Source organism: Streptomyces sp. NPDC056734, from assembly GCF_042790455.1.
Taxonomy (GTDB): domain Bacteria; phylum Actinomycetota; class Actinomycetes; order Streptomycetales; family Streptomycetaceae; genus Streptomyces.
Genome location: NZ_JBHTZD010000017.1, coordinates 113,575 through 132,298, shown reverse-complemented (window position 1 = coordinate 132,298; position 18,724 = coordinate 113,575). Strand labels below are relative to the sequence as shown.

At 69.1% G+C, this 18,724-nt stretch carries 22 protein-coding genes; 12 read left to right on the top strand and 10 right to left on the bottom strand.

Annotated features, from left to right (window positions below; genetic code table 11):
• Nucleotides 1-8 precede the first annotated feature (8 nt).
• The 9 genes from rpsJ to ACFRFC_RS25690 form a co-directional block, all read right to left on the bottom strand.
• On the bottom strand, nucleotides 9-317 hold the full coding sequence (gene rpsJ / locus ACFRFC_RS25730; RefSeq protein ID WP_003948644.1) for a 30S ribosomal protein S10: 309 nt from the start codon (nucleotides 315-317) through the stop codon (nucleotides 9-11).
• 433 nt (nucleotides 318-750) lie between these two features.
• Entirely contained in the window at nucleotides 751-1,923 is a 1,173-nt protein-coding gene (locus ACFRFC_RS25725; protein WP_382680361.1) for an acyltransferase family protein, read from the bottom strand.
• A gap of 328 nt (nucleotides 1,924-2,251) precedes the next feature.
• Nucleotides 2,252-3,445 (bottom strand): elongation factor Tu, encoded by a 1,194-nt coding sequence (gene tuf, locus ACFRFC_RS25720; RefSeq protein ID WP_382680360.1) that lies wholly within the window; start codon nucleotides 3,443-3,445, stop codon nucleotides 2,252-2,254.
• Nucleotides 3,446-3,603: 158 nt separating this feature from the next.
• A complete protein-coding gene (gene fusA, locus ACFRFC_RS25715; protein ID WP_382680359.1) occupies nucleotides 3,604-5,730 on the bottom strand; it encodes an elongation factor G in 2,127 nt (708 codons plus the stop codon).
• Nucleotides 5,731-5,769: 39 nt separating this feature from the next.
• Nucleotides 5,770-6,240 (bottom strand): 30S ribosomal protein S7, encoded by a 471-nt coding sequence (rpsG, locus tag ACFRFC_RS25710; protein WP_005481264.1) that lies wholly within the window; start codon nucleotides 6,238-6,240, stop codon nucleotides 5,770-5,772.
• Nucleotides 6,241-6,242: 2 nt separating this feature from the next.
• On the bottom strand, nucleotides 6,243-6,614 hold the full coding sequence (gene rpsL, locus ACFRFC_RS25705) for a 30S ribosomal protein S12 (RefSeq protein WP_007823146.1): 372 nt from the start codon (nucleotides 6,612-6,614) through the stop codon (nucleotides 6,243-6,245).
• A gap of 457 nt (nucleotides 6,615-7,071) precedes the next feature.
• Nucleotides 7,072-7,638 carry a DUF1707 and DUF4190 domain-containing protein gene (locus ACFRFC_RS25700; protein ID WP_382680358.1) on the bottom strand — a complete coding sequence of 189 codons (567 nt, stop codon included), beginning with the start codon at nucleotides 7,636-7,638 and terminating at the stop codon, nucleotides 7,072-7,074.
• A gap of 161 nt (nucleotides 7,639-7,799) precedes the next feature.
• Entirely contained in the window at nucleotides 7,800-8,063 is a 264-nt protein-coding gene (locus ACFRFC_RS25695) for a hypothetical protein (RefSeq protein WP_382680633.1), read from the bottom strand.
• Entirely contained in the window at nucleotides 8,056-8,808 is a 753-nt protein-coding gene (locus ACFRFC_RS25690; RefSeq protein WP_382680357.1) for a hypothetical protein, read from the bottom strand. The genes ACFRFC_RS25695 and ACFRFC_RS25690 overlap by 8 nt, the downstream gene beginning before the upstream one ends.
• Nucleotides 8,809-9,037: 229 nt before the next feature.
• On the opposite strand from ACFRFC_RS25690, the gene ACFRFC_RS25685 reads away from it, so the two are divergent.
• The 7 genes from ACFRFC_RS25685 to ACFRFC_RS25655 all read left to right on the top strand — a co-directional run bounded on the left by ACFRFC_RS25685 (nucleotide 9,038) and on the right by ACFRFC_RS25655 (nucleotide 12,865).
• Nucleotides 9,038-9,496 carry a helix-turn-helix domain-containing protein gene (locus ACFRFC_RS25685; protein WP_382680356.1) on the top strand — a complete coding sequence of 153 codons (459 nt, stop codon included), beginning with the start codon at nucleotides 9,038-9,040 and terminating at the stop codon, nucleotides 9,494-9,496.
• A 224-nt stretch (nucleotides 9,497-9,720) separates the two neighbouring features.
• On the top strand, nucleotides 9,721-10,128 hold the full coding sequence (locus ACFRFC_RS25680; RefSeq protein WP_382680355.1) for a hypothetical protein: 408 nt from the start codon (nucleotides 9,721-9,723) through the stop codon (nucleotides 10,126-10,128).
• Between the two features lie 155 nt (nucleotides 10,129-10,283).
• Entirely contained in the window at nucleotides 10,284-10,865 is a 582-nt protein-coding gene (locus ACFRFC_RS25675) for a phage tail protein (protein ID WP_382680354.1), read from the top strand.
• 102 nt (nucleotides 10,866-10,967) lie between these two features.
• Entirely contained in the window at nucleotides 10,968-11,258 is a 291-nt protein-coding gene (locus ACFRFC_RS25670; RefSeq protein ID WP_382680353.1) for a hypothetical protein, read from the top strand.
• 65 nt (nucleotides 11,259-11,323) lie between these two features.
• Nucleotides 11,324-11,704 (top strand): hypothetical protein, encoded by a 381-nt coding sequence (locus ACFRFC_RS25665; RefSeq protein ID WP_382680352.1) that lies wholly within the window; start codon nucleotides 11,324-11,326, stop codon nucleotides 11,702-11,704.
• Nucleotides 11,705-11,734: 30 nt separating this feature from the next.
• Nucleotides 11,735-12,385 (top strand): hypothetical protein, encoded by a 651-nt coding sequence (locus ACFRFC_RS25660; RefSeq protein ID WP_382680351.1) that lies wholly within the window; start codon nucleotides 11,735-11,737, stop codon nucleotides 12,383-12,385.
• Nucleotides 12,386-12,541: 156 nt separating this feature from the next.
• On the top strand, nucleotides 12,542-12,865 hold the full coding sequence (locus tag ACFRFC_RS25655) for a hypothetical protein (RefSeq protein ID WP_382680350.1): 324 nt from the start codon (nucleotides 12,542-12,544) through the stop codon (nucleotides 12,863-12,865).
• Between the two features lie 9 nt (nucleotides 12,866-12,874).
• On the opposite strand, the gene ACFRFC_RS25650 is transcribed toward ACFRFC_RS25655, so the two are convergent.
• The gene (locus ACFRFC_RS25650) at nucleotides 12,875-13,273 is read right to left on the bottom strand and encodes a DUF3592 domain-containing protein (RefSeq protein WP_382680349.1); all 399 of its coding nucleotides are present in this window, start codon (nucleotides 13,271-13,273) and stop codon (nucleotides 12,875-12,877) included.
• Between the two features lie 84 nt (nucleotides 13,274-13,357).
• Between ACFRFC_RS25650 and ACFRFC_RS25645 the strand changes: the two genes are divergently transcribed.
• From ACFRFC_RS25645 to ACFRFC_RS25625, 5 genes are all read left to right on the top strand, one after another.
• Nucleotides 13,358-13,918 (top strand): hypothetical protein, encoded by a 561-nt coding sequence (locus ACFRFC_RS25645; protein WP_382680348.1) that lies wholly within the window; start codon nucleotides 13,358-13,360, stop codon nucleotides 13,916-13,918.
• 42 nt (nucleotides 13,919-13,960) lie between these two features.
• Entirely contained in the window at nucleotides 13,961-15,019 is a 1,059-nt protein-coding gene (locus ACFRFC_RS25640; protein WP_382680347.1) for a hypothetical protein, read from the top strand.
• 140 nt (nucleotides 15,020-15,159) lie between these two features.
• Nucleotides 15,160-15,990, top strand: a complete 831-nt coding sequence (locus ACFRFC_RS25635) for a hypothetical protein (RefSeq protein WP_382680346.1) — start codon at nucleotides 15,160-15,162, stop codon at nucleotides 15,988-15,990.
• Nucleotides 15,977-18,337 carry a hypothetical protein gene (locus ACFRFC_RS25630; protein WP_382680345.1) on the top strand — a complete coding sequence of 787 codons (2,361 nt, stop codon included), beginning with the start codon at nucleotides 15,977-15,979 and terminating at the stop codon, nucleotides 18,335-18,337. The genes ACFRFC_RS25635 and ACFRFC_RS25630 overlap by 14 nt, the downstream gene beginning before the upstream one ends.
• Complete coding sequence (locus tag ACFRFC_RS25625; protein WP_382680344.1) at nucleotides 18,330-18,659, top strand: hypothetical protein; 330 nt, start codon at nucleotides 18,330-18,332, stop codon at nucleotides 18,657-18,659. Before ACFRFC_RS25630 ends, ACFRFC_RS25625 begins: the two co-directional genes overlap by 8 nt.
• Nucleotides 18,660-18,724 lie beyond the last annotated feature (65 nt).

The window sequence follows — 18,724 nt, the reverse complement described above, 5'->3', positions numbered from 1 at the left end:
CACCGGCCTCAGAGCTTGATCTCGATGTCGACACCGGCCGGGAGGTCGAGTCGCATCAGGGAGTCAACGGTCTTGGGGGTCGGGTCGAGAATGTCGATCAGGCGCTTGTGCGTGCGCATCTCGAAGTGCTCGCGCGAGTCCTTGTACTTGTGCGGCGACTTGATGACGCAGTACACGTTCTTCTCAGTGGGCAGCGGCACCGGGCCCGCGACCGACGCACCAGTACGCGTCACCGTCTCGACGATCTTCTTCGCCGAGGAGTCGATGACCTCGTGGTCGTAGGCCTTGAGCCGGATGCGGATCTTCTGTCCCGCCATGGCTACTCAGTAGTCCTGTCTCTTCTTACGCTCTGGAACCCTGTGTTCCGCTGCTCCGTCTCCGACCCACGCGGTCGGGTGTGTCGCATCCTCGCCGACACAGATGCCCCTTGATCGAACATCTATCCCTACGGGATGTGCACACGGTCCAACCGGAAACCGCGAGCCGGGGACCGAACGGCCCACCGGGTGCCTGGCCGGTGCTGCGCCTGCGCTTCCCGGAAGATTCCCGTACGTCCAACCCGCAGGGGGTTGACGAGTACTGTGGGACTCGCTTCCGGTCCTCCCGGCGGGAGGCGCACAGCATCAACACTCGACCGAGCAACTCGGACAGTCTGCCACACGGGCCGACTACGACGCCAATCGAGCCGGAGAGAATACCCCGAGGGTGACCCGAGTCAAACACGGGTCCCCATGCCGGGCGGGTCGCGGCTCAGACACGCCGCCCCGCCGCCCGCAGCCGCGTGAACGACGCGTCCAGCCCCCGCTTCAGCCTCCTGGACACCGGCCGCTCCACCCACCGGTGCACCAGCCAGCTCAGCAGCAGGAAGCCGACGGTCACCAGTGCGACCAGCAGACGGGCGTCCATCGTGTCGCGGAGCCGGTGGATGACCGTCGTACCGGCGAGGTAGTGGGTCAGATAGAGCGGGTAGGTCAGGGAGCCCGCCGTCACCAGCCACTTCCAGCGGATCCGGTCGGTGTGACCGAGCGCGATGGCGACCATCACCAGCAGGAACACCGTGAAGATCAGCACGGCGCCGCGCCAGCTGGAGACGCCCTCGAAGTCGACCCGCTGCGCCAGTTCCCGCTGCCCCATCAGCCAGCACAGGGCGAGGATGCCCCACAGCAGCAGGTCCTGGCCGAAGCGGTGCATCAGATACAGGGCGAGGCCCGCGATGAAGTACCAGGCGGCGCCCGGGTCGGCCACCAGCACCAGCAGCGGGAAGTCCGCCACCGGCGCCAGCATCGCCGCCGCGCCCCAGACACAGCAGAAGACGACGACCCTGCGGTACGTCAGCCCCATCGCCACCACGATCAGGAACAGCAGATAGAAGCGCAGCTCGGACCAGAGCGTCCAGTACACGGCATCGACGTTCTGCACCTCCGAACCGGCCTGGAGCATGGTCAGGTTCAGCAGCACGTCCCGGGCAGGCAGCCGCTCCCAGACCCCCGGCATCAGCACCAGCACACCCGTGGTGAACAGGACGGCGAACCAGTACGCCGGATAGAGCCGGATCACCCGGGACACGAAGAACTGCCGGGGCGTACGGCCCCAGCACGACATGCAGATCACAAAGCCGCTGATCACGAAGAAGATCTCGACGCCGATCCAGCCGAAGGACGCGAACCGGAACACCGTCGGCATGATCTCCGACACCGGCCGGTCCCAGATCGCATTGCCCGGCCGGTCGGCCCGGCCGGTGCCGGCGTAGTGGTGCACCACCACCATCAGCGCCGCGATCAGACGGATGCCGTCCACGAGATAGAGGCGGGGCCGGGGCGGATCCAGCGGGGTGCGGGGGGCTGGGACCAGCCGCCGGGGCCGCTCGGCCACCGCCACCCGCGTACGTATCGATGTCGACGATCCGCTGTGCGCAGCCTGCATCAGAGCCAAGCCATCCTCATGAGGTCACTTCGGGCCCGACCGTCCCTGGGGGTCTGCGGCCCTCCGACCGCTCTCACGCTACGACCGCCTCCCGCACCCCATCCCCGGCAAAGTCGGGCATTTCGCCCCCAGGGGGCGGGATATTGCCCGACCCCTCACGGCCCCGCAGCCCACCGTTCGCCAAGACTTCACCCGGACCCACCGCAACCGCCCACCTGGCCGTCACGCGGCCCCGGCCATGCGAAAGGGGCCCGTACGACCGAAGTCGTACGGGCCCCTCGCTCAGCTCGCGGCGGAGCTACCGGGTCGGTGACCCCACAAGCAGGAACTACTTGAGGATCTTGGTGACCTGGCCGGCGCCGACGGTCCGGCCACCCTCACGGATGGCGAACTTCAGGCCCTCCTCCATGGCGATGGGCTGGATCAGCTCCACGCGCATGTCGGTGTTGTCGCCCGGCATGACCATCTCGGTGCCCTCGGGGAGGTGCACGACGCCGGTCACGTCCGTGGTACGGAAGTAGAACTGCGGGCGGTAGTTGTTGAAGAACGGCGTGTGACGGCCACCCTCGTCCTTGGACAGGATGTACGCCGTGGCCTCGAAGTCGGTGTGCGGAGTGACCGAACCCGGCTTGATGATGACCTGGCCGCGCTCGACGTCCTCGCGCTTGACACCACGGAGCAGCAGACCGACGTTCTCACCGGCCTGGCCCTCGTCGAGCAGCTTGCGGAACATCTCGATACCGGTGACCGTGGTGGTGGTCTTCTCGGTGTGGATGCCGATGATGTCGACGGTCTCGTTGACCTTCAGGACACCACGCTCGATACGGCCGGTGACGACCGTACCGCGACCGGTGATCGTGAAGACGTCCTCGACGGGCATGAGGAACGGCTTGTCGACGTCACGCTCGGGCTGCGGGATCGACTCGTCGACGGCCTTCATCAGGTCGAGGACGGACTCCACCCACTGCGCCTCGCCCTCAAGGGCCTTCAGCGCGGAGACCTTGACGACCGGCAGGTCGTCGCCCGGGAACTCGTACTCGGTGAGCAGCTCACGGACCTCGAGCTCGACGAGCTCCAGGATCTCCTCGTCGTCCACCATGTCGGCCTTGTTCAGCGCGACCACGATGTACGGAACGCCGACCTGGCGGGCCAGGAGCACGTGCTCCTTGGTCTGCGGCATCGGGCCGTCGGTGGCGGCGACCACCAGGATCGCGCCGTCCATCTGCGCGGCACCGGTGATCATGTTCTTGATGTAGTCCGCGTGACCCGGGCAGTCGACGTGGGCGTAGTGCCGCGTCTCCGTCTGGTACTCGACGTGCGCGATGGAGATGGTGATACCGCGCTGGCGCTCCTCGGGCGCCTTGTCGATGTTGTCGAATGCGGTGGCCTCGTTCAGGTCCGGGAACGCGTCGTGCAGCACCTTGGTAATGGCGGCCGTGAGGGTCGTCTTACCGTGGTCGATGTGACCGATGGTGCCGATGTTGACGTGCGGCTTAGTCCGCTCGAACTTCGCCTTCGCCACTGGGGTCCTCCTGTGGAGTGGTTCTGGTACGCCTTACTTCGCCGGCGCCAGGTGATCTTTGCTGTCAAGGCCCGGATCCCGGGGGCATTCCGTCGTGATTGTGGCGGAATGCCCCGTGAGGTTCCGGAGTCAAGCCTACGGCGTGTGAACGCGGTGCGTTACTCGCCCTTGGCCTTCGCGATGATCTCCTCGGCGACGTTCCGCGGAACCTCGGCGTAGGAGTCGAACTGCATCGAGTAGCTGGCGCGACCCGATGTCTTGCTGCGGAGGTCGCCGACGTAGCCGAACATCTCCGAGAGGGGCACGAGGCCCTTCACGACGCGGGCACCGGCCCGCTCCTCCATGGCCTGGATCTGGCCACGGCGGGAGTTGATGTCACCGATGACATCGCCCATGTAGTCCTCGGGCGTGGTGACCTCGACGGCCATCATCGGCTCCAGGAGCACGGGGGCGGCCCTGCGCGCGGCCTCCTTGAAGGCCTGCGAACCGGCGATCTTGAAGGCCAGCTCGGAGGAGTCGACCTCGTGGTAGGCACCGTCGAGCAGCGTGATGCGGACGCCCGTCATCTCGTACCCGGCGAGGATGCCGAACTGCATGGCCTCCTGCGCACCGGCGTCGACCGAAGGGATGTACTCCTTCGGGATACGGCCACCGGTCACCTTGTTCACGAACTCGTACGAGGCGTCGCCGCTCTCGATGGGCTCGATCGCGATGATGACGCGCGCGAACTGGCCGGTGCCACCCGTCTGCTTCTTGTGGGTGAACTCGACCTTCTCGACGGCCTTGCGGATCGTCTCGCGGTACGCGACCTGCGGCTTGCCGACGTTGGCCTCGACCTTGAACTCACGGCGCATCCGGTCGACCAGCACCTCGAGGTGCAGCTCGCCCATACCGCCGATGATGGTCTGGCCGGTCTCCTCGTCCGAGTGGACCTGGAAGGACGGGTCCTCCTCGGCCAGCCGCTGGATCGCGATGCCCAGCTTCTCCTGGTCGCCCTTCGACTTGGGCTCGATGGCGACCTGGATGACCGGCGCCGGGAAGTCCATGGACTCCAGGATGACCGGCTTCTTCTCGTCGGACAGCGTCTCACCGGTGGTGGTCTGCTTCAGGCCCATGACGGCGACGATGTCACCGGCGCCCACCGACTCGATCTCCTCACGCTTGTTGGCGTGCATGCGGTAGATCTTGCCGATGCGCTCCTTGCGGCCCTTGACGGAGTTCAGCACGGCGGTGCCGGACTCCAGGCGGCCGGAGTACACGCGGACGAAGGTGAGCTTGCCGAGGTGCGGGTCGCTCATGATCTTGAACGCCAGCGCGGACAGCGGCTCCTCGTCGGACGGGCGGCGCTTGATGACCGTCTCCGGGTCCTTGACGTCGTGGCCCTCGATGGCCTCGACGTCCAGGGGGGACGGCAGGTAGCGCACCACCGCGTCGAGCAGGGGCTGGACGCCCTTGTTCTTGAACGCGGTGCCGCAGAACACGGGGGTGACGGTGATGCCGTCGCCCTTGCCGGAGGCGATGGTGATACGGCGGATCGCCGCGTACAGCTGCTCCACGGTGGGCTCCTCGCCCTCCAGGTACAGCTCCATCATCTTGTCGTCGTTCTCGGCGACGGCCTCGATCAGCTTGCCGCGCCACTCCTCGGCGGCCTCGGTGTGCGTGGCCGGGATGTCGACGATGTCGTACATCTCGCCCTTGGTCGCCTCGGCGGACCACACGAAGGCCTTCATCGTCACGAGGTCGACGACGCCCTTGAAGTCCATCTCCGCGCCGATCGGCAGCTGCATGACCAGCGGCTGCGCGCCCAGACGGTTGCTGATCATGTCGACGCAGCGGTGGAACTCGGCACCGGTACGGTCGAGCTTGTTGACGAAGCAGATCCGCGGCACGCCGTAGCGGTCCGCCTGACGCCACACCGTCTCGGACTGCGGCTCGACACCGGCGACGCCGTCGAACACCGTCACGGCACCGTCGAGGACGCGCAGCGAACGCTCCACCTCGACGGTGAAGTCGACGTGGCCCGGCGTGTCGATGATGTTGATGGTGTGGTCGACGTCTTCCAGCGGCCAGTGACAGGTGGTGGCGGCAGAGGTGATCGTGATGCCACGCTCCTGCTCCTGCTCCATCCAGTCCATGGTGGCGGCGCCGTCGTGGACCTCGCCGATCTTGTAGGACACGCCGGTGTAGAAGAGGATCCGCTCGGTGGTGGTCGTCTTGCCCGCGTCGATGTGAGCCATGATCCCGATGTTGCGGACCTTGGCCAGGTCAAGTGAAGTGGTGGCCATAAGGCTTCAGTCTTCTCTCGGTCTCGATGTGGGTAGCGACTACCAGCGGTAGTGCGCGAAGGCCTTGTTGGACTCGGCCATCTTGTGGGTGTCCTCGCGCTTCTTCACAGCGGCACCGAGGCCGTTGGACGCGTCGAGAAGCTCGTTGAGCAGCCGCTCGGTCATGGTCTTCTCGCGACGGGCGCGGGAGTAGCCGACCAGCCAGCGCAGCGCCAGCGTGTTGGCGCGGCCGGGCTTGACCTCGATCGGCACCTGGTAGGTGGCGCCACCGACACGGCGGGACTTGACCTCAAGGGTCGGCTTGATGTTCTCCAGCGCGCGCTTGAGCGTGATGACCGGGTCGTTGCTGGTCTTCTCGCGCAGGCCCTCCATGGCGCCGTACACGATGCGCTCGGCGGTGGAGCGCTTGCCGTTCAACAGCACCTTGTTGATGAGGGACGTGACAAGAGGAGAACCGTAGACCGGGTCGATGATGACCGGGCGCTTCGGGGCGGGGCCCTTACGAGGCATTCTTACTTCTCCTTCTTGGCGCCGTAGCGGCTGCGGGCCTGCTTGCGGTTCTTGACACCCTGGGTGTCGAGGGAACCGCGGATGATCTTGTAGCGAACACCGGGCAGGTCCTTCACACGACCGCCACGCACGAGCACGATGGAGTGCTCCTGGAGGTTGTGTCCCTCACCCGGAATGTAAGCGGTGACCTCGATCCCGCTGGTCAGACGCACACGCGCGACCTTACGCAGGGCCGAGTTCGGCTTCTTCGGGGTGGTCGTGAACACACGCGTGCAGACACCGCGGCGCTGGGGCGAACCGTCCAGTGCGGGCGTCTTGTTCTTCTCGACCTTGTCCTGCCGGCCCTTGCGGACCAGCTGCTGGATCGTAGGCACTACTTCTCCGGTTTCTGTGTGCCGATAGGTACAGCTAACCTGGAACATTCGCCGACCCACGCGGTCGGGTGTGTCGAATCCCGCAGACTCCCGCCGCAAGGCGAAAAGGGCGCAGATCACGGTGGCCAGTCTTAGCTCGCTATGCGGTTTACAGGCACGCACAAGAGCCAGGGCACACCCCAGGCACAAGGTCTGAGCGTACCTACCTCATTCGCTGCGGTCAAAACAACCGGGCCTCGCCCGTATGACCACGCGGTACATGTCAAGGCCATGCACCCCGGATGACCTTCACATCAACGAACGGCGAACGTCACGCGCGCCGAAGATCCCCTCACCCGGGTCCTCCCCACCCTCCTCTACAGCGCCTCCCCCACAGCCCCTCTCTCAGTGGCTCTCAGTGGCCCTCTCCCGGAGCCTCGCGGAGGGGCCCCTCCCTCACAGGCGCTCACAGGCGCTCTCAGCCGGAGGCCGCGGCGGCGACGAGGGCGAGCAGGAACACGGCCCACCCGGCCACCGACAGCCACCCCAGCACCAGCCCGGTGATCGCGAAGCCCTCGCCGCTCTCGCCGGTCCGCCGCATCTCGGAGCGCGCGGAATGCCCGAGCACCACCGCGGGGATGCCCGTGATCCCGAAGGTCATGGTGGTCAGCACCCCGAGCACCATGGACCCCACGGCCTTGCCGTTGGTGGGCGGCGCCGGCGCGGGCAGGAACGTCCGCGGCACCTGGTGCATCATCGGGGGCGGCGCCATGTACACCGGCTGCACGGGCTGCATCGGTACGGGCCCCTGCGGCAGGTCGGCGACCAGCAGCGCCAGCTCACCGACCGTACGCGCCGCGTACGCCCGCGCGGTCCGCTTCTCCAGCTCGTCCTGCTGCAACCGCCCCTCGCCGAAACCGGCTCTGAGCACATCCACGGCCCGCTCCCGGTCGGCGTGCGAGGCCAGCATGGGCGGCCCGACCTGCGTCTGCCACGGCTGCCCCTGTCCATGCGGCTGCCCCTGCCACGGTGTCGGAGACGACACGGAACACCTCCCCCCAGCGGAGACCAACGCCTCCCGGAGACGGAACTCCATACATCATCCTTCAACGCCCGCCGATCGGCACCGGTTCCCTCTCCGCGACATCAATGACGTTTCGCCGGAACTACCCCATCACCACCACTACGCCCGGTCCGCCCGTCGCGTCACTCCTTGTGGCGTGCCGCGCGTTCGGCGGCGAAGACGTCCTCCAGCCGGAAGAGCTGGGCCCGGCCCGCCCTGCCCACGGCCGTGAGACGCCCCAGTTGGACCCACTTGCGGATCGTGGCCGGCGCGACACCGGCCTCCCGCGCGGCGAGCGGGCCCGGGATGAGGGTGGGGGTGCGAGCGGGTGCCGGAGCAGGCGTCGGAGCGGGTGCCGGGGTGGGCGTCAGAGCGGGCTGAACGTCCGGGCGACGCCGCTCACTCATGGCCTTGTTCCCCGTCCCCGGGCGCCGTCCACTCCCGCTCGTCCCAGGTGTGCCGGTACGCCGGGTCGTCGTGGCAGCCGCACAGGGGGGCGTCGCAGCGGCACGCGGGATTGACACAGAGCACCGCGGCCCGCTCGGGAAAGGCACGCAAGGAGACCGAGTCGCACCAGGGGCAGCGTCCGAGGACCCGTACCACCGTCTCGGTGTCGCCCAGCGCGCGGGCGCAGCGGCGGGCCATCCGGCGGGTCTCGTCACGGACGTGCGCGGCGAGCACGGTGTCCCGGCCGATGGCGTCGAGGAGGGCGGTGATCCGGCGGAGCCGCTCGGGCACGGGGGCGCGGCGCGGCCGGGGCAGGGCGAGCCGGTCCCGTACCGCCTCCTCCAACTCGACCACGCCGTCGGTGATGTCACGGATGGCGTCGGAGACATGCAGGCGCAGCGGGGCGGCGCCGGGGCCGGGGGCGGTGAGGCCGTGGCGCTGTTGCAGCAGCAGGGCTTCCGCGCGTTCGGCGCGGTGGCGGGCATCGGGGCGGGGCGGTGGTACGGGGGTGGTGGGGGTGGTGGGGGTGGTGGCAGGGCGACTATGTGGCGATCCGCCGTTGCCGGGGACCAACTCCTGTGCCAGCTCGGGGAATTGCCGCGCCAGCAGGCCGATCCACAACGCCGCCTGTGTGGTCGGCGGTTCGGTCGACGGGGTCTGGGGCGGCGAGCCGTGCTCCGGTGGGCGGGATCCGGCAAGGGGCATGGCGTCTCCCTGTGGGTTCGGTGTTCGCCGGTCGGGGAATTCGCCTCCACCCTCACAGATTGCGTGCGCGCTCGCAACACAATTCCCTCACGCTTCGCCACGCATCCTTCACGGAACGCCGATGAGCCTGGCGGGCACGCCTCCTACTCACAGTCATTGCACAGCAACACATAATTTGTTGCGCGCGAGCAAGCTAAACTCGGCCTCCCCGAGGGAAGCGAGCAGAGAGATGGCCAGCCAGGATCTGGAGGCGTTCGCCGCGTGGGTCGAGGACCTGATCCGGCGTCGCGGTTACGACATCGACAGCCCGCGCGGCGGCGGCAGGTCACGGATCGCGGACGAGGCGGGAGTGCACCGGGCCGCCGTCACCCGCCTGTTGCAGCGCCAGAGCATGCCGGACCTGGAGACCACGCGCCGGCTCGCCCGCGCGCTCGGCGTGCCGGTCCGCGACATGCTCATCCGCTCCGGCCGGCTGACCGCCGAGGAACTGGCCGACCCGCGCGACCGCCCGGCCCCGGCCGCCGGGGTCCCGGGCGCGGAGCCGGGCCGCCGGCCCACCCTGGAGGAGGTCGCGGATCTGCTGGGCGTACCGGCCGAGCGGCGGGACATGTTCGTACGGGTGGCCGGGCAGTTCCTGCCGGACGGGACGGCGGGCGGCGCGGGGGCGGGGGCGCGGGTCCCGGACTGACCTGGGCCGCCCTCCTCCTTCCCGGCCGCCACCACCCCGGGCCTTCACCGGCCACCCCGCCGCGCACACATCCACGGGACCGTCTAGTTGCGCTCGCGCTCGCAACATGTCACAGTTGGTGCAGCGGCGGAGCTGTGCCCCGTGACCGGGTGGCGGCCCGCCGTTCCGCATGACCGCACCTGAGGCCCGCGAGCCCATGGGCCCGACAGATAGGGAGGCCATCCGTGGCCGATCCGACGGTCACCTTCCCCGACGTCGAGCGACTCGTCGTCGACTTCCTGACCGACCGCACCGAACTCGCCGCCGCGACCGTGGACAACGTCCCGCCGGCCGGCTTCGACGGCACCCAGCAGGTGGTCCTGGTCTCCCGTGCCGGCGGCGCCTGGATCGACGACCAGCATCTCGACCAGCCGCTGGTGGACTTCGAGGTCTACGGCCCCGACAAGACCACCGCGCACACGCTGGCCCTGACGGTCCGTTCCGCGCTGCTCGCGCTGCGCGGGACGACGTACGGCACGGCGTATGTCGCCGATGTCGTCGAGGCCGACGGGCCGCGCTGGCTGCCCGACTGGAACCGCTCGGCGGCCAACCGGTACTACGCCACGACGCGGCTGCACATCCGGCCCGTCTGAACCCCGGCCCACCCGAGCGGGCGCCGCCATTATCCGGCCGCCCGCTCCCCGATCAGGCCCTGCCCGCACCTTCGTACGGCAGGGCCTTTGCCATGCCCGGCCGCCCACCGGCCACCGCTGGCACCCCACCACCCACCCTGTGAAAGGACATCCGCATGGCAGGCAGCAACGCCAACGAGATCCGTGTCGCCGGCACCGGCCGCATCCTGGTCGCCTCGCTCGGGGCGACCGCGCCGACCGATGTGACCACGGCCTGGTCGACCGAGTGGAAGGACCTCGGCTACACCTCGCAGGACGGCATCAAGCTGGCGAAGAAGGACAAGCTGGACCCGGTCGAGACCTGGCAGTCGGTCTCCCCGGCCCGGTTCATCTACTCGGACCGCGATCTGACGGTGAAGTTCCAGCTGCTCCAGCTGAACGAGGACACGCTGCCGTTCTTCATGGGCGGCGACGCGGTCACCGAGACCGCCGCCGGGTCCGGGCTGTACAAGTACGAGCTGGCCGCCGACCCGAAGTTCAACGAGAAGGCGCTGGGCGTCGAGTTCAGCGACGGCGGCACCGTCACGTACCGCTTTGTCATCCCACGCGGCCAGGTCACCGAGACCGAGGAGCTGACGCTGACCCGGACCGCCTCCATCAAGCTCGGCGTCACCTTCACCGGGCTCGCGGTCGACAACACCAAGCCGCTGGCGACGTTCCTGATGAAGGACCCGTCGTACGCGGGCATCGCCTCCTGATCCATTCCCTCCCCCTGCGGGCGGACCGGGGCCGTGTCCTGCCCGCCCCGGCGGGCCCCGGTCCGCCCGCACCCGTGCCTGAACCACTTGAGGAGTTGAAGCATGGCGGCATTCGACGTCAGCGCGGCCAGGGCCCAGCGTCAGGAGGCGCTCGGCCGTACCTGGTCCTTCACCATCGACACGGACACCTTCACGCTCCCGACCGAGCTGACCCGCAGGACGGCCCGGGCGCTGCGCGAGCTGGACGACAACGACGTGGACGGTCTGCTGCGGGTGCTGCTGGGCGAGGCCCAGTTCGAGCGCTTCGACCTGCACGAGGTCACCATGCAGGACATCGCCGCGATCCTGGAGGCGTACGGCAAGGAGTCCGGGCTCGGCCTGGGGGAAGGCTGAGCCTCGGCGAGTTCGTCGACGAGCACGCCGAGGCGCTGGAGGCGGATCTGCTCCGCCACTACGGCGTGGACCTGCTCGACTGGCATCGCGGCCGGCTGTCCTCCCGCCGGCTCGCGGTGCTGGTCCGGCAGCTGCCCCGCGACAGCGCGACGCTGCGCGAGCTGCACGGCGAGGCCATGGACTGGTCGGTCACCGACCATCTGCTCGCCGCGGCCGTCGACCAACTCGCCGAGGCGAACTGGATGTTCGCCACGGTCCATCGGGACGAGGACGCGGAGGCGCTGGAGTATCCGACGCCGGTGCCGCGCCCGGGGGCGGAGACGATGCCGTCGCCGGGGGCGGAGCCGACGCCGTCGCCCGATCCGCGCGATCCGGGTGAACCGGCTGGCGCCCCGGTGGCCCGCAACCCCAGCCCGGCCGAGCTGGCCCACTTCTTCAATGCATGACCGAGACCTCCCGGCAGGAGTGACAGACCGATGACCCTCTACACCCCGCTCGGCGGGCTCCCGTACCCGCAGCCCACCGACACCGCCAACCTCCCCCTCCATCTCCAGTCCCTGGCGACCGGCATCGACGGCCGCACGATCCTGCGCTACCCGAACGCCGCCGACCGGGACGAGGTGGTCACGACGCCGGTGGCCGGGATGGTGGCGTGGCTGACCACGCCCGGCACGCTCACCTACTACACGGGTACGCAGTGGATCGCGCTGGGCGCCTGGAACACGTACACCCCGACCTGGACGGCCGCGACGACGAATCCGTCGATCGGCGACGGGACGCTGACCGGCAAGTACGCGGTGGTGGGGAAGGTGTGCCACTTCACCACGCTGGTGACCTTCAGCTCCACGACGACGTTCGGGAGCGGCGGCTACACGCTCGGGCTGCCGGTGACCGCCGGTGCGCAGGGCGGGCTTCCGCAGTTCCTGGGCATCGCGACGGTGCCCGGCGGGCGGGTCCTGCTGGCCTGCCAGCCGACGCTGTCCGCCGGGGCGACGGGTATCACGCTGTGGGGCGTCACGAGCGAGACGAACCTGAGCCTCTTGCAGGTCGGAAGTGGCGGGGTGCTCAGTACGGCGTGGTCGGCCACCAGCGCGATCCGGATCAGCGGGACGTACGAGGTGGCGTGAGGACCGCCGGAAACGCCATGAGCCGACGTCGGCCGAGAATCGACGGTGTCCCGGTTTTTCCCTGGGCAACACGGGTACGCCCAGTACCCTGAGGGACTCTAATCACTCAAATGTTCTAACAGCTGGGCTCGGATGGTGCCGAGGAATGGGGGCCGAGTGACCAACGAAGAGGGCGCGGCGTGGGCCGGCACGGAATACGCCGAGGCGGCGGCCGAGGTACGCAAGCAACTGACCGCCCACCTCAAGGGCCGCCCTCTGCCGCCCGACCTGGTGATCACGACGCGGGCGGAGATCGAGAAGCGGGAGTTCACGGCGTACGGGAAGGGGTGGCGGGACCGGGGGGAGCATGACGAACGCCGATGGACTGAGCCGACGGCTCCCGACCGGCCCACCTCGCCCGACGGCGCGAAGGTCCTGCCCGTCCCCCACACCCCCGGCTCACCGGCGGCCCGCCCCCACCCGCACGACGAACTGTCCTGAAGGCCGTTGTCAGATTCCGGCGGCCAGCCAGATGACCGCAACCGCCAAAAACACTCCACCCAGCCACACCAAGCCATTGCCGGGCATGCGCTTCTTCGAGTCGAATTTTTCGGCGCTCCGCACATCTCTGAGATTGGCCGGATTGTAGACGATCTCCATCGTGTCCCCCACTTGGACCACCGGGTTTCCAGTGGGGGCGGCGACAGAGGATTCCCTCGTGACGCCGTCCTGCGCGGTGTATTTCACAATAACGCTGACCGGCCAAGACCCCCCTCCTGGCTTGAAGACGCGATCCGCAACAATCCCGGTGACGGAAACTGCATTCCGCCGCATCAGTAAGTCCTGACGGAAGATCACCAGGCCTATCCCCGAAAAAATGAGCCCAAATAAACCGAATGCGAATGCCATCTCGACCCCCTCCACCTAGACGCACCGCATGGCACAGCATTGACACCGCGCCACCCTAGCAAGCACTCCCGCAGGAGGTAAGCCATGTCGGGTGAAAACTCAGAGATCGATCGAATAGACGGCGAAATCAAAGCCATCAAAAACACCCTAAATGGTGACACGAACAAGGAGTCCATGGAGAAGAGGCTCGGCGCCCTTGAGGAGAAGGACTACGTCCTCGGGCACGAGTTCAATGCGTACAAGAACGAAGCCGTCGGCGCTGTATCGGATTTCAAAATGGCGGCATTCGAAGTGGCAGCTGCCAAGATCGCCTGGGACATCATCAGCCTTCAAATCCCTCCCATTATCAAGCTCAACGAGGAGTTCATTCTCCACAGGTTTCGCCTGACGTACAACAACGACGGTGAGACCGGCGGTCTATTTCAACGCCTGGTCCGAGACCACCGGGATGAACCAACAGCCGCCACTACCGCGAACACCGGCACCGGCACCGCTACCACCACCACGAACACCGCCACCACGAACACCGGCGCCGCGACAGTTGCGAACACCCGCGCCGCGACGGCCGGGGCACAACAGGTCACCAACGAGACGAACCGTCTAACGGCGGCATCCGGCCAACTACAGGCCAGGCTGGACGGCTGACCAACCACACCGGCCCATGCGCACACCACGGAGATGAATCCCATGAGCCTCAAACGAGCCGTACTCAACGTGTCAGCGAGCCTGCAAAACCTGCGAGGAAGGATCGACCCGGCCACCCGCAGCATGAGTGCGCTACAGAAGGGCGCCACGGCGGCCGTCGGCCCTCTGTCCCAGCTGAGGAACGGATCCGGCCAGACCGCCACCGCCGTCGGAAAGATACGGACCACCGCCAACAACAGCGACAGCGCCGTACGGAAGCTCACTGCCGGGCTGCGTACCCTGGACGGTTCGCTCACCAAGTCCAAAGGCGGCTCCGACCGACTCAAGTCCTCCCTCGACAAGCTCAAGTCCGCCGCCAAAGGCGCCCAGGGTGAGCTGAAGAACGTCAAGAAGCAGGCCGACGGAGTCGACACATCCGTAGGCAAAGCCGCCAAGAACGCCGACAAGGGCGAGAAGTCCATGGGCAATCTGGGCAAGGGCCTCAAAGGCGCCTCCCTCGCTCAGAAGGGGCTCAACCTCGCCATGGCCGCCAGCCCGTTCGGGCTAGTGATGACGCTGCTGGCGCCGCTCGTCGCGCAGTTCGTCAACATGGACAAGGTCACCGCCGTACTGCGCAAGGGCGTCGAACTCGCCATGAAGCACATCGGCACGGCGGTGGGCGCGCTGTCTAAGAACTCCGGGCCGGTGCTCAAGGGCATCGGCAACGCCATGATCAGCCCCTTCACCGGCCTCGCCGTCGCCCTGAACGGCCTGTTCGGCGTGCTGGCCGGTATCCGTATCTCGATCCCCGACTGGGTGCCGAAGTACGGCGGACAGGGCTACTCCTTCCCCCGCCTCAGCGTCCCCGTCCCCCGCCTCGCCACCGGCGGTGTCGTCCAGGCCCGCTCCGGCGGCACCCTCGCCCTGCTCGGCGAGGCCGGCGAACACGAGGCCGTCCTCCCGCTCTCCAAGCTGGAACGCATGCTCGGACAGGGCGGCGGCCTCCGTACCCTCACCGCCGCCGTCGAGAGACTCGCCGACCGCCCGGTCGTCATCCAGGTCGACTCGCAGGAGATCGCCCGAGCCGTGTTCCTGGGCCAGCGGCAGCTCGCCCGCCGATAGACAGGGGCAGGCACCAACGCCCTCAGCTCCCCAACTCCCCGCTCCCGCCCGCCGACGGACGCCCCGTCGGCTTTTTTCATGCCCGCACGCCCCCACACCCGCACGCCCTCCCGCGCCGACTCACCCCTTACGGAGCCCCCATGGGAAACCTCTGGATCGGCCGCCCCGGCTCCATGGCCGAGATCGACCAGGCCGCCAAGTCCTTCGACCGCACCGCCGACCTCGGCGTCAGCGAGTTCAAGTCGCTCGGCGGCCGGGTCACCGTCACCCGCAACCAGGCCCCCGTCCGCCGCCTCAAGCTCGCCTGGGACCTGCTGCCGCCCGCCCCCGCCCGCGCGCTCGACCGCATCGCCCGCCGCATCGACGGCTCCGGGCCGGTGTACGTCATCGACCCCGCCGCCGGAAACGTCCTCGCCCCCGCCCAGGCCGCCGGGACCGGCGTGGCGGGCGCCACCGACGTCACCGGGCTCGCCCAGTGGTTCGTCACCCTTCCCACCGGCACCCTCACCGCGACCGCCCCCGGTGTCTTCGCCTTCACCGCCGCCGACGCGACCGGCACGGTCGCCTGGCGCTGCACCGGAACCGTCGGCAACTTCCCCGTCACCCCCGGACTCCAGCTCTCCTTCCGCGCCCCCACCGCACTCGCCGCCCTCGGCACGGTCACCGTCGGCCTCGACTACAAGAAGGCGGACGGCAGCCACCTCAGCTCCAGCACCACCCCCGGCCCCATCGTCACCGCCACCGTCCCGCCCGGCGCCGCCTACGCCACCCCCACCGCCCGGCCCGGCACCCCCGGCACCTACTCCCTCGCCGGCGCCTGCCTGACGTACGGCGGTACGGCGGCGGACGGCGTCCCCGGCGACGGTCTGCCGCCCATGTCGGTCACCGGCTACAGCGACAGCCCCGGCCGCCCCCTCCCCTACCGCAACTTCAGCCTCGACCTCGTGGAGGTGTCCGGTGCAGCAGGCTGACAACGCCACCACCGCCGCGCTCGCCGCAGGCGAACGGACCGTCACCCACACCACCCGGCTCGGCGGCAAGGACCGCTCCGCGCAAGTGCAGTCCTGGCAGGTGGAACGGTCCTACGCGACCGATCTGCCCGCCGCCATGCGCGCCTTCTCCGGATCCTCCGCCGCCCAGCTCCAGCTCCAGATCTCCGGCACCGGCGGAGTCACCGCACCCGAGCTGTACGCCCCCTGGGCGCTCCGCGCCACCGGCGACCTCGCCCGCCCGGGACAGTCCGTCGTCCACCACGGCGGCGTCGGCACGACCACCCTGCCCGCCTTCCGGGGCACGGTCAGGTCCCGTTCCGCGCAGGCGGGCACCGACTCCGTCCAGCTCACCGTGCTGGACGGCGCCGAACGGCTGCGCGGCCCGGCGCTGCTGCCGAAGCCGTACGCCGGATTCCTGTGGGGCCGGCCGGTCGCCACCGCCACCTGGTGCGTGGACGAACTGCTGCGCCAGGCCGGCGTGCACTCCTCCCCGCCGCCCCGCTACCCGGAGTTCGTCGCCGGGCAGCCGCTCACCCTCGTCCACGCCACCCTGCACGGCGGCTTCGCCACCCCCTACGGCCAGCCCGAGGCCCTGCCCGCCCCCGCCGACTACACCTGGACCAGGGACAGCGCCCCGCACGAGATGGCGCTGCTGCCGCGCACCACCGGCCTCACCGCGAGCTGGTTCCCCCGCTCCCGGGTCACCGTGCCCGGCAGCAGGCTGCTCGCCGAGGCATGGGTGAACAGCGGGAAGGGCACCGGCGACACCGTCCGCATGGACCTCGTACTGGACCGCACGGGCGGCGCGACCGGAATCCTGCGCATGGAGGTGAACTTCGCGACCGGACATGTCGGCTTCTCCTCCGGCACGGACGGCGGTTCCAGTGCGGGCTTCACCTGGGACATGTGGCCCGCGATCCGGGCGCTCAAGGGCGTGTGGCACATCGGGGCGTTCTTCGACACGGTGAGCACGGGCAGCACCGTGTACCCGACCGTGCACCCCCGGCTGACCGGCCCGGACGGCACGGTACTGATCGGTGCGGCGACCACGTTCACCCACGCGTACGGCGTCCAGCCCGCCGCCGAGCTGCGCGAGCTGAGGCTCGTCACCGACCTGGCGGTGGAGGGCGTCCAGCTCACCAGCGGACTGCCCGCGATGCCCTCCGCCGCCGTCTTCGACCAGACCGGCACCTGGACCAAGGCCGTCGAACTCGACGACGCGATCCTGCCGCTGTCCTCCGTGCCCCGGGTGTCCGGCTCGCAGTGGGAGGTCATCGGGCAGATCGCGAAGGCCGGCCTGGCCACCGCCGAGTTCGACGAGCGGGGCGTCTTCCGGTGGCGCAACCACACCCGCTTCAGCACCACCCCGACCACCCCGGACCTGACTCTCACCTCGGTACGCGACATCGCCTCCCTCACCCTCACGGAGGAGATCGACGCCTGCCGCAACTACATCACCCAGCCCGCCCGTGTCTGGGAGGACTCCGGCTTGGAACCGGGCACCACCTACACCGACACGATCGTCCGGTCCGTGCCCGCCAACGGCACGCTGACGGTGTCGTACGTCATGGCGGAGGAGGAGTTCGACATCGGCCCGCCCACGACGGACGACGACTCGGTCGTCACCGGCGGCTCCCAGGTCCGCTTCGCCACCACCCGGGCCGGCACCACGGCCGTGAAGGGCGCGGTCGACGTCCTGACCCGCCGCGAGGACGGCTATCTGGTGATGCGGTTCAGCAACCGCACGGCCCAGACCCTCTACACCGCGAAGAAGGACGGCACCCCGTCCGTCTACCTGGAGACGCTCAAACCGAAGGCCGACCCGGTGGAGCGGTCCGCCACCCGGTACATCTCGGGTACGACCAGCGAGAAGTACTACGGCCGCCAGGAACACACCGGCGAGGTCACCGACTGGATCCAGGACCTGACCTCCGCCCAGTCCATCGCCAACGCGATGTACACCGCCGGGGTCTACCCGGTGCCCGTCATCGGGGACGTGGAAGTCCTGTACGACCCCCGGGTGCAGCTCGGCGATGTGATCCGCCTGATCGACAGCACGGGCACCCGCCTCAACACCCTGGCCTGGGTGGTCGGCATCAGCACCGCCGCCACGGCCGACGGCGGCGTACGCCAGACCCTGACCCTGCGCGGCACCCAGCCCAACGGCACCCCGGCCGACCTGGGGCTCACCCCGGACGCCGCCGCGGACCCGGCGCCCGTCACCCTCGCCACGTACGCCTCGGTGACCGCCGCCTTCACGACCCTGGCCGCTCTCACCGCCTCGGGTCTGACCTGGGGCGAGATCAAGGAGTCCGCGCATGTCTGAGACACCGGCCGGGTCCGTCGCCGAGGCGGCCACGACAGCCCCGCCCGAGCCCATCCCCGTCACCCTCGACGCCCAGCAGCTCGCCCAGCTCGCCGAGGCCGTCACCACGGGGCTGGCCGAGTATCTGACGCCGGTGCCAGTCGCGGTGACGCCCTCGGGGGTGACCGAGACCGTATCCGACCCCGGCCCGGAGACACCCGATCCGGCCTCGCCTCAGGACCCCCCGGACTCGCCGCAGGACCCCCCGGAGACCACCGAGCCGCCCACCGAGATCCCGCTTCCGTCACCCCCGGCCGACCCCACCCCGCCGGTCGAGGAGTAGCACCTCCGGCTCACCCCTTCGCCCCGACAGCGCCGACAACGCCGACCCCGGACAACCCCTACGCC

What these genes read in the sequence shown, in the direction of transcription:
- ACFRFC_RS25695 (WP_382680633.1), bottom strand. Translation starts at nt 8,063, where the DNA reads ATGAGTGAGCGGCGTCGCCCGGACGTTCAGCCCGCTCTGACGCCCACC.
- ACFRFC_RS25635 (WP_382680346.1), top strand. Translation starts at nt 15,160, where the DNA reads ATGGGAAACCTCTGGATCGGCCGCCCCGGCTCCATGGCCGAGATCGAC.
- ACFRFC_RS25650 (WP_382680349.1), bottom strand. Translation starts at nt 13,273, where the DNA reads ATGGCATTCGCATTCGGTTTATTTGGGCTCATTTTTTCGGGGATAGGC.
- ACFRFC_RS25640 (WP_382680347.1), top strand. Translation starts at nt 13,961, where the DNA reads ATGAGCCTCAAACGAGCCGTACTCAACGTGTCAGCGAGCCTGCAAAAC.
- ACFRFC_RS25670 (WP_382680353.1), top strand. Translation starts at nt 10,968, where the DNA reads ATGGCGGCATTCGACGTCAGCGCGGCCAGGGCCCAGCGTCAGGAGGCG.
- fusA (WP_382680359.1), bottom strand. Translation starts at nt 5,730, where the DNA reads ATGGCCACCACTTCACTTGACCTGGCCAAGGTCCGCAACATCGGGATC.
- rpsG (WP_005481264.1), bottom strand. Translation starts at nt 6,240, where the DNA reads ATGCCTCGTAAGGGCCCCGCCCCGAAGCGCCCGGTCATCATCGACCCG.
- ACFRFC_RS25625 (WP_382680344.1), top strand. Translation starts at nt 18,330, where the DNA reads ATGTCTGAGACACCGGCCGGGTCCGTCGCCGAGGCGGCCACGACAGCC.
- rpsJ (WP_003948644.1), bottom strand. Translation starts at nt 317, where the DNA reads ATGGCGGGACAGAAGATCCGCATCCGGCTCAAGGCCTACGACCACGAG.
- ACFRFC_RS25690 (WP_382680357.1), bottom strand. Translation starts at nt 8,808, where the DNA reads ATGCCCCTTGCCGGATCCCGCCCACCGGAGCACGGCTCGCCGCCCCAG.
- ACFRFC_RS25725 (WP_382680361.1), bottom strand. Translation starts at nt 1,923, where the DNA reads ATGCAGGCTGCGCACAGCGGATCGTCGACATCGATACGTACGCGGGTG.
- ACFRFC_RS25660 (WP_382680351.1), top strand. Translation starts at nt 11,735, where the DNA reads ATGACCCTCTACACCCCGCTCGGCGGGCTCCCGTACCCGCAGCCCACC.
- ACFRFC_RS25645 (WP_382680348.1), top strand. Translation starts at nt 13,358, where the DNA reads ATGTCGGGTGAAAACTCAGAGATCGATCGAATAGACGGCGAAATCAAA.
- ACFRFC_RS25685 (WP_382680356.1), top strand. Translation starts at nt 9,038, where the DNA reads ATGGCCAGCCAGGATCTGGAGGCGTTCGCCGCGTGGGTCGAGGACCTG.
- ACFRFC_RS25675 (WP_382680354.1), top strand. Translation starts at nt 10,284, where the DNA reads ATGGCAGGCAGCAACGCCAACGAGATCCGTGTCGCCGGCACCGGCCGC.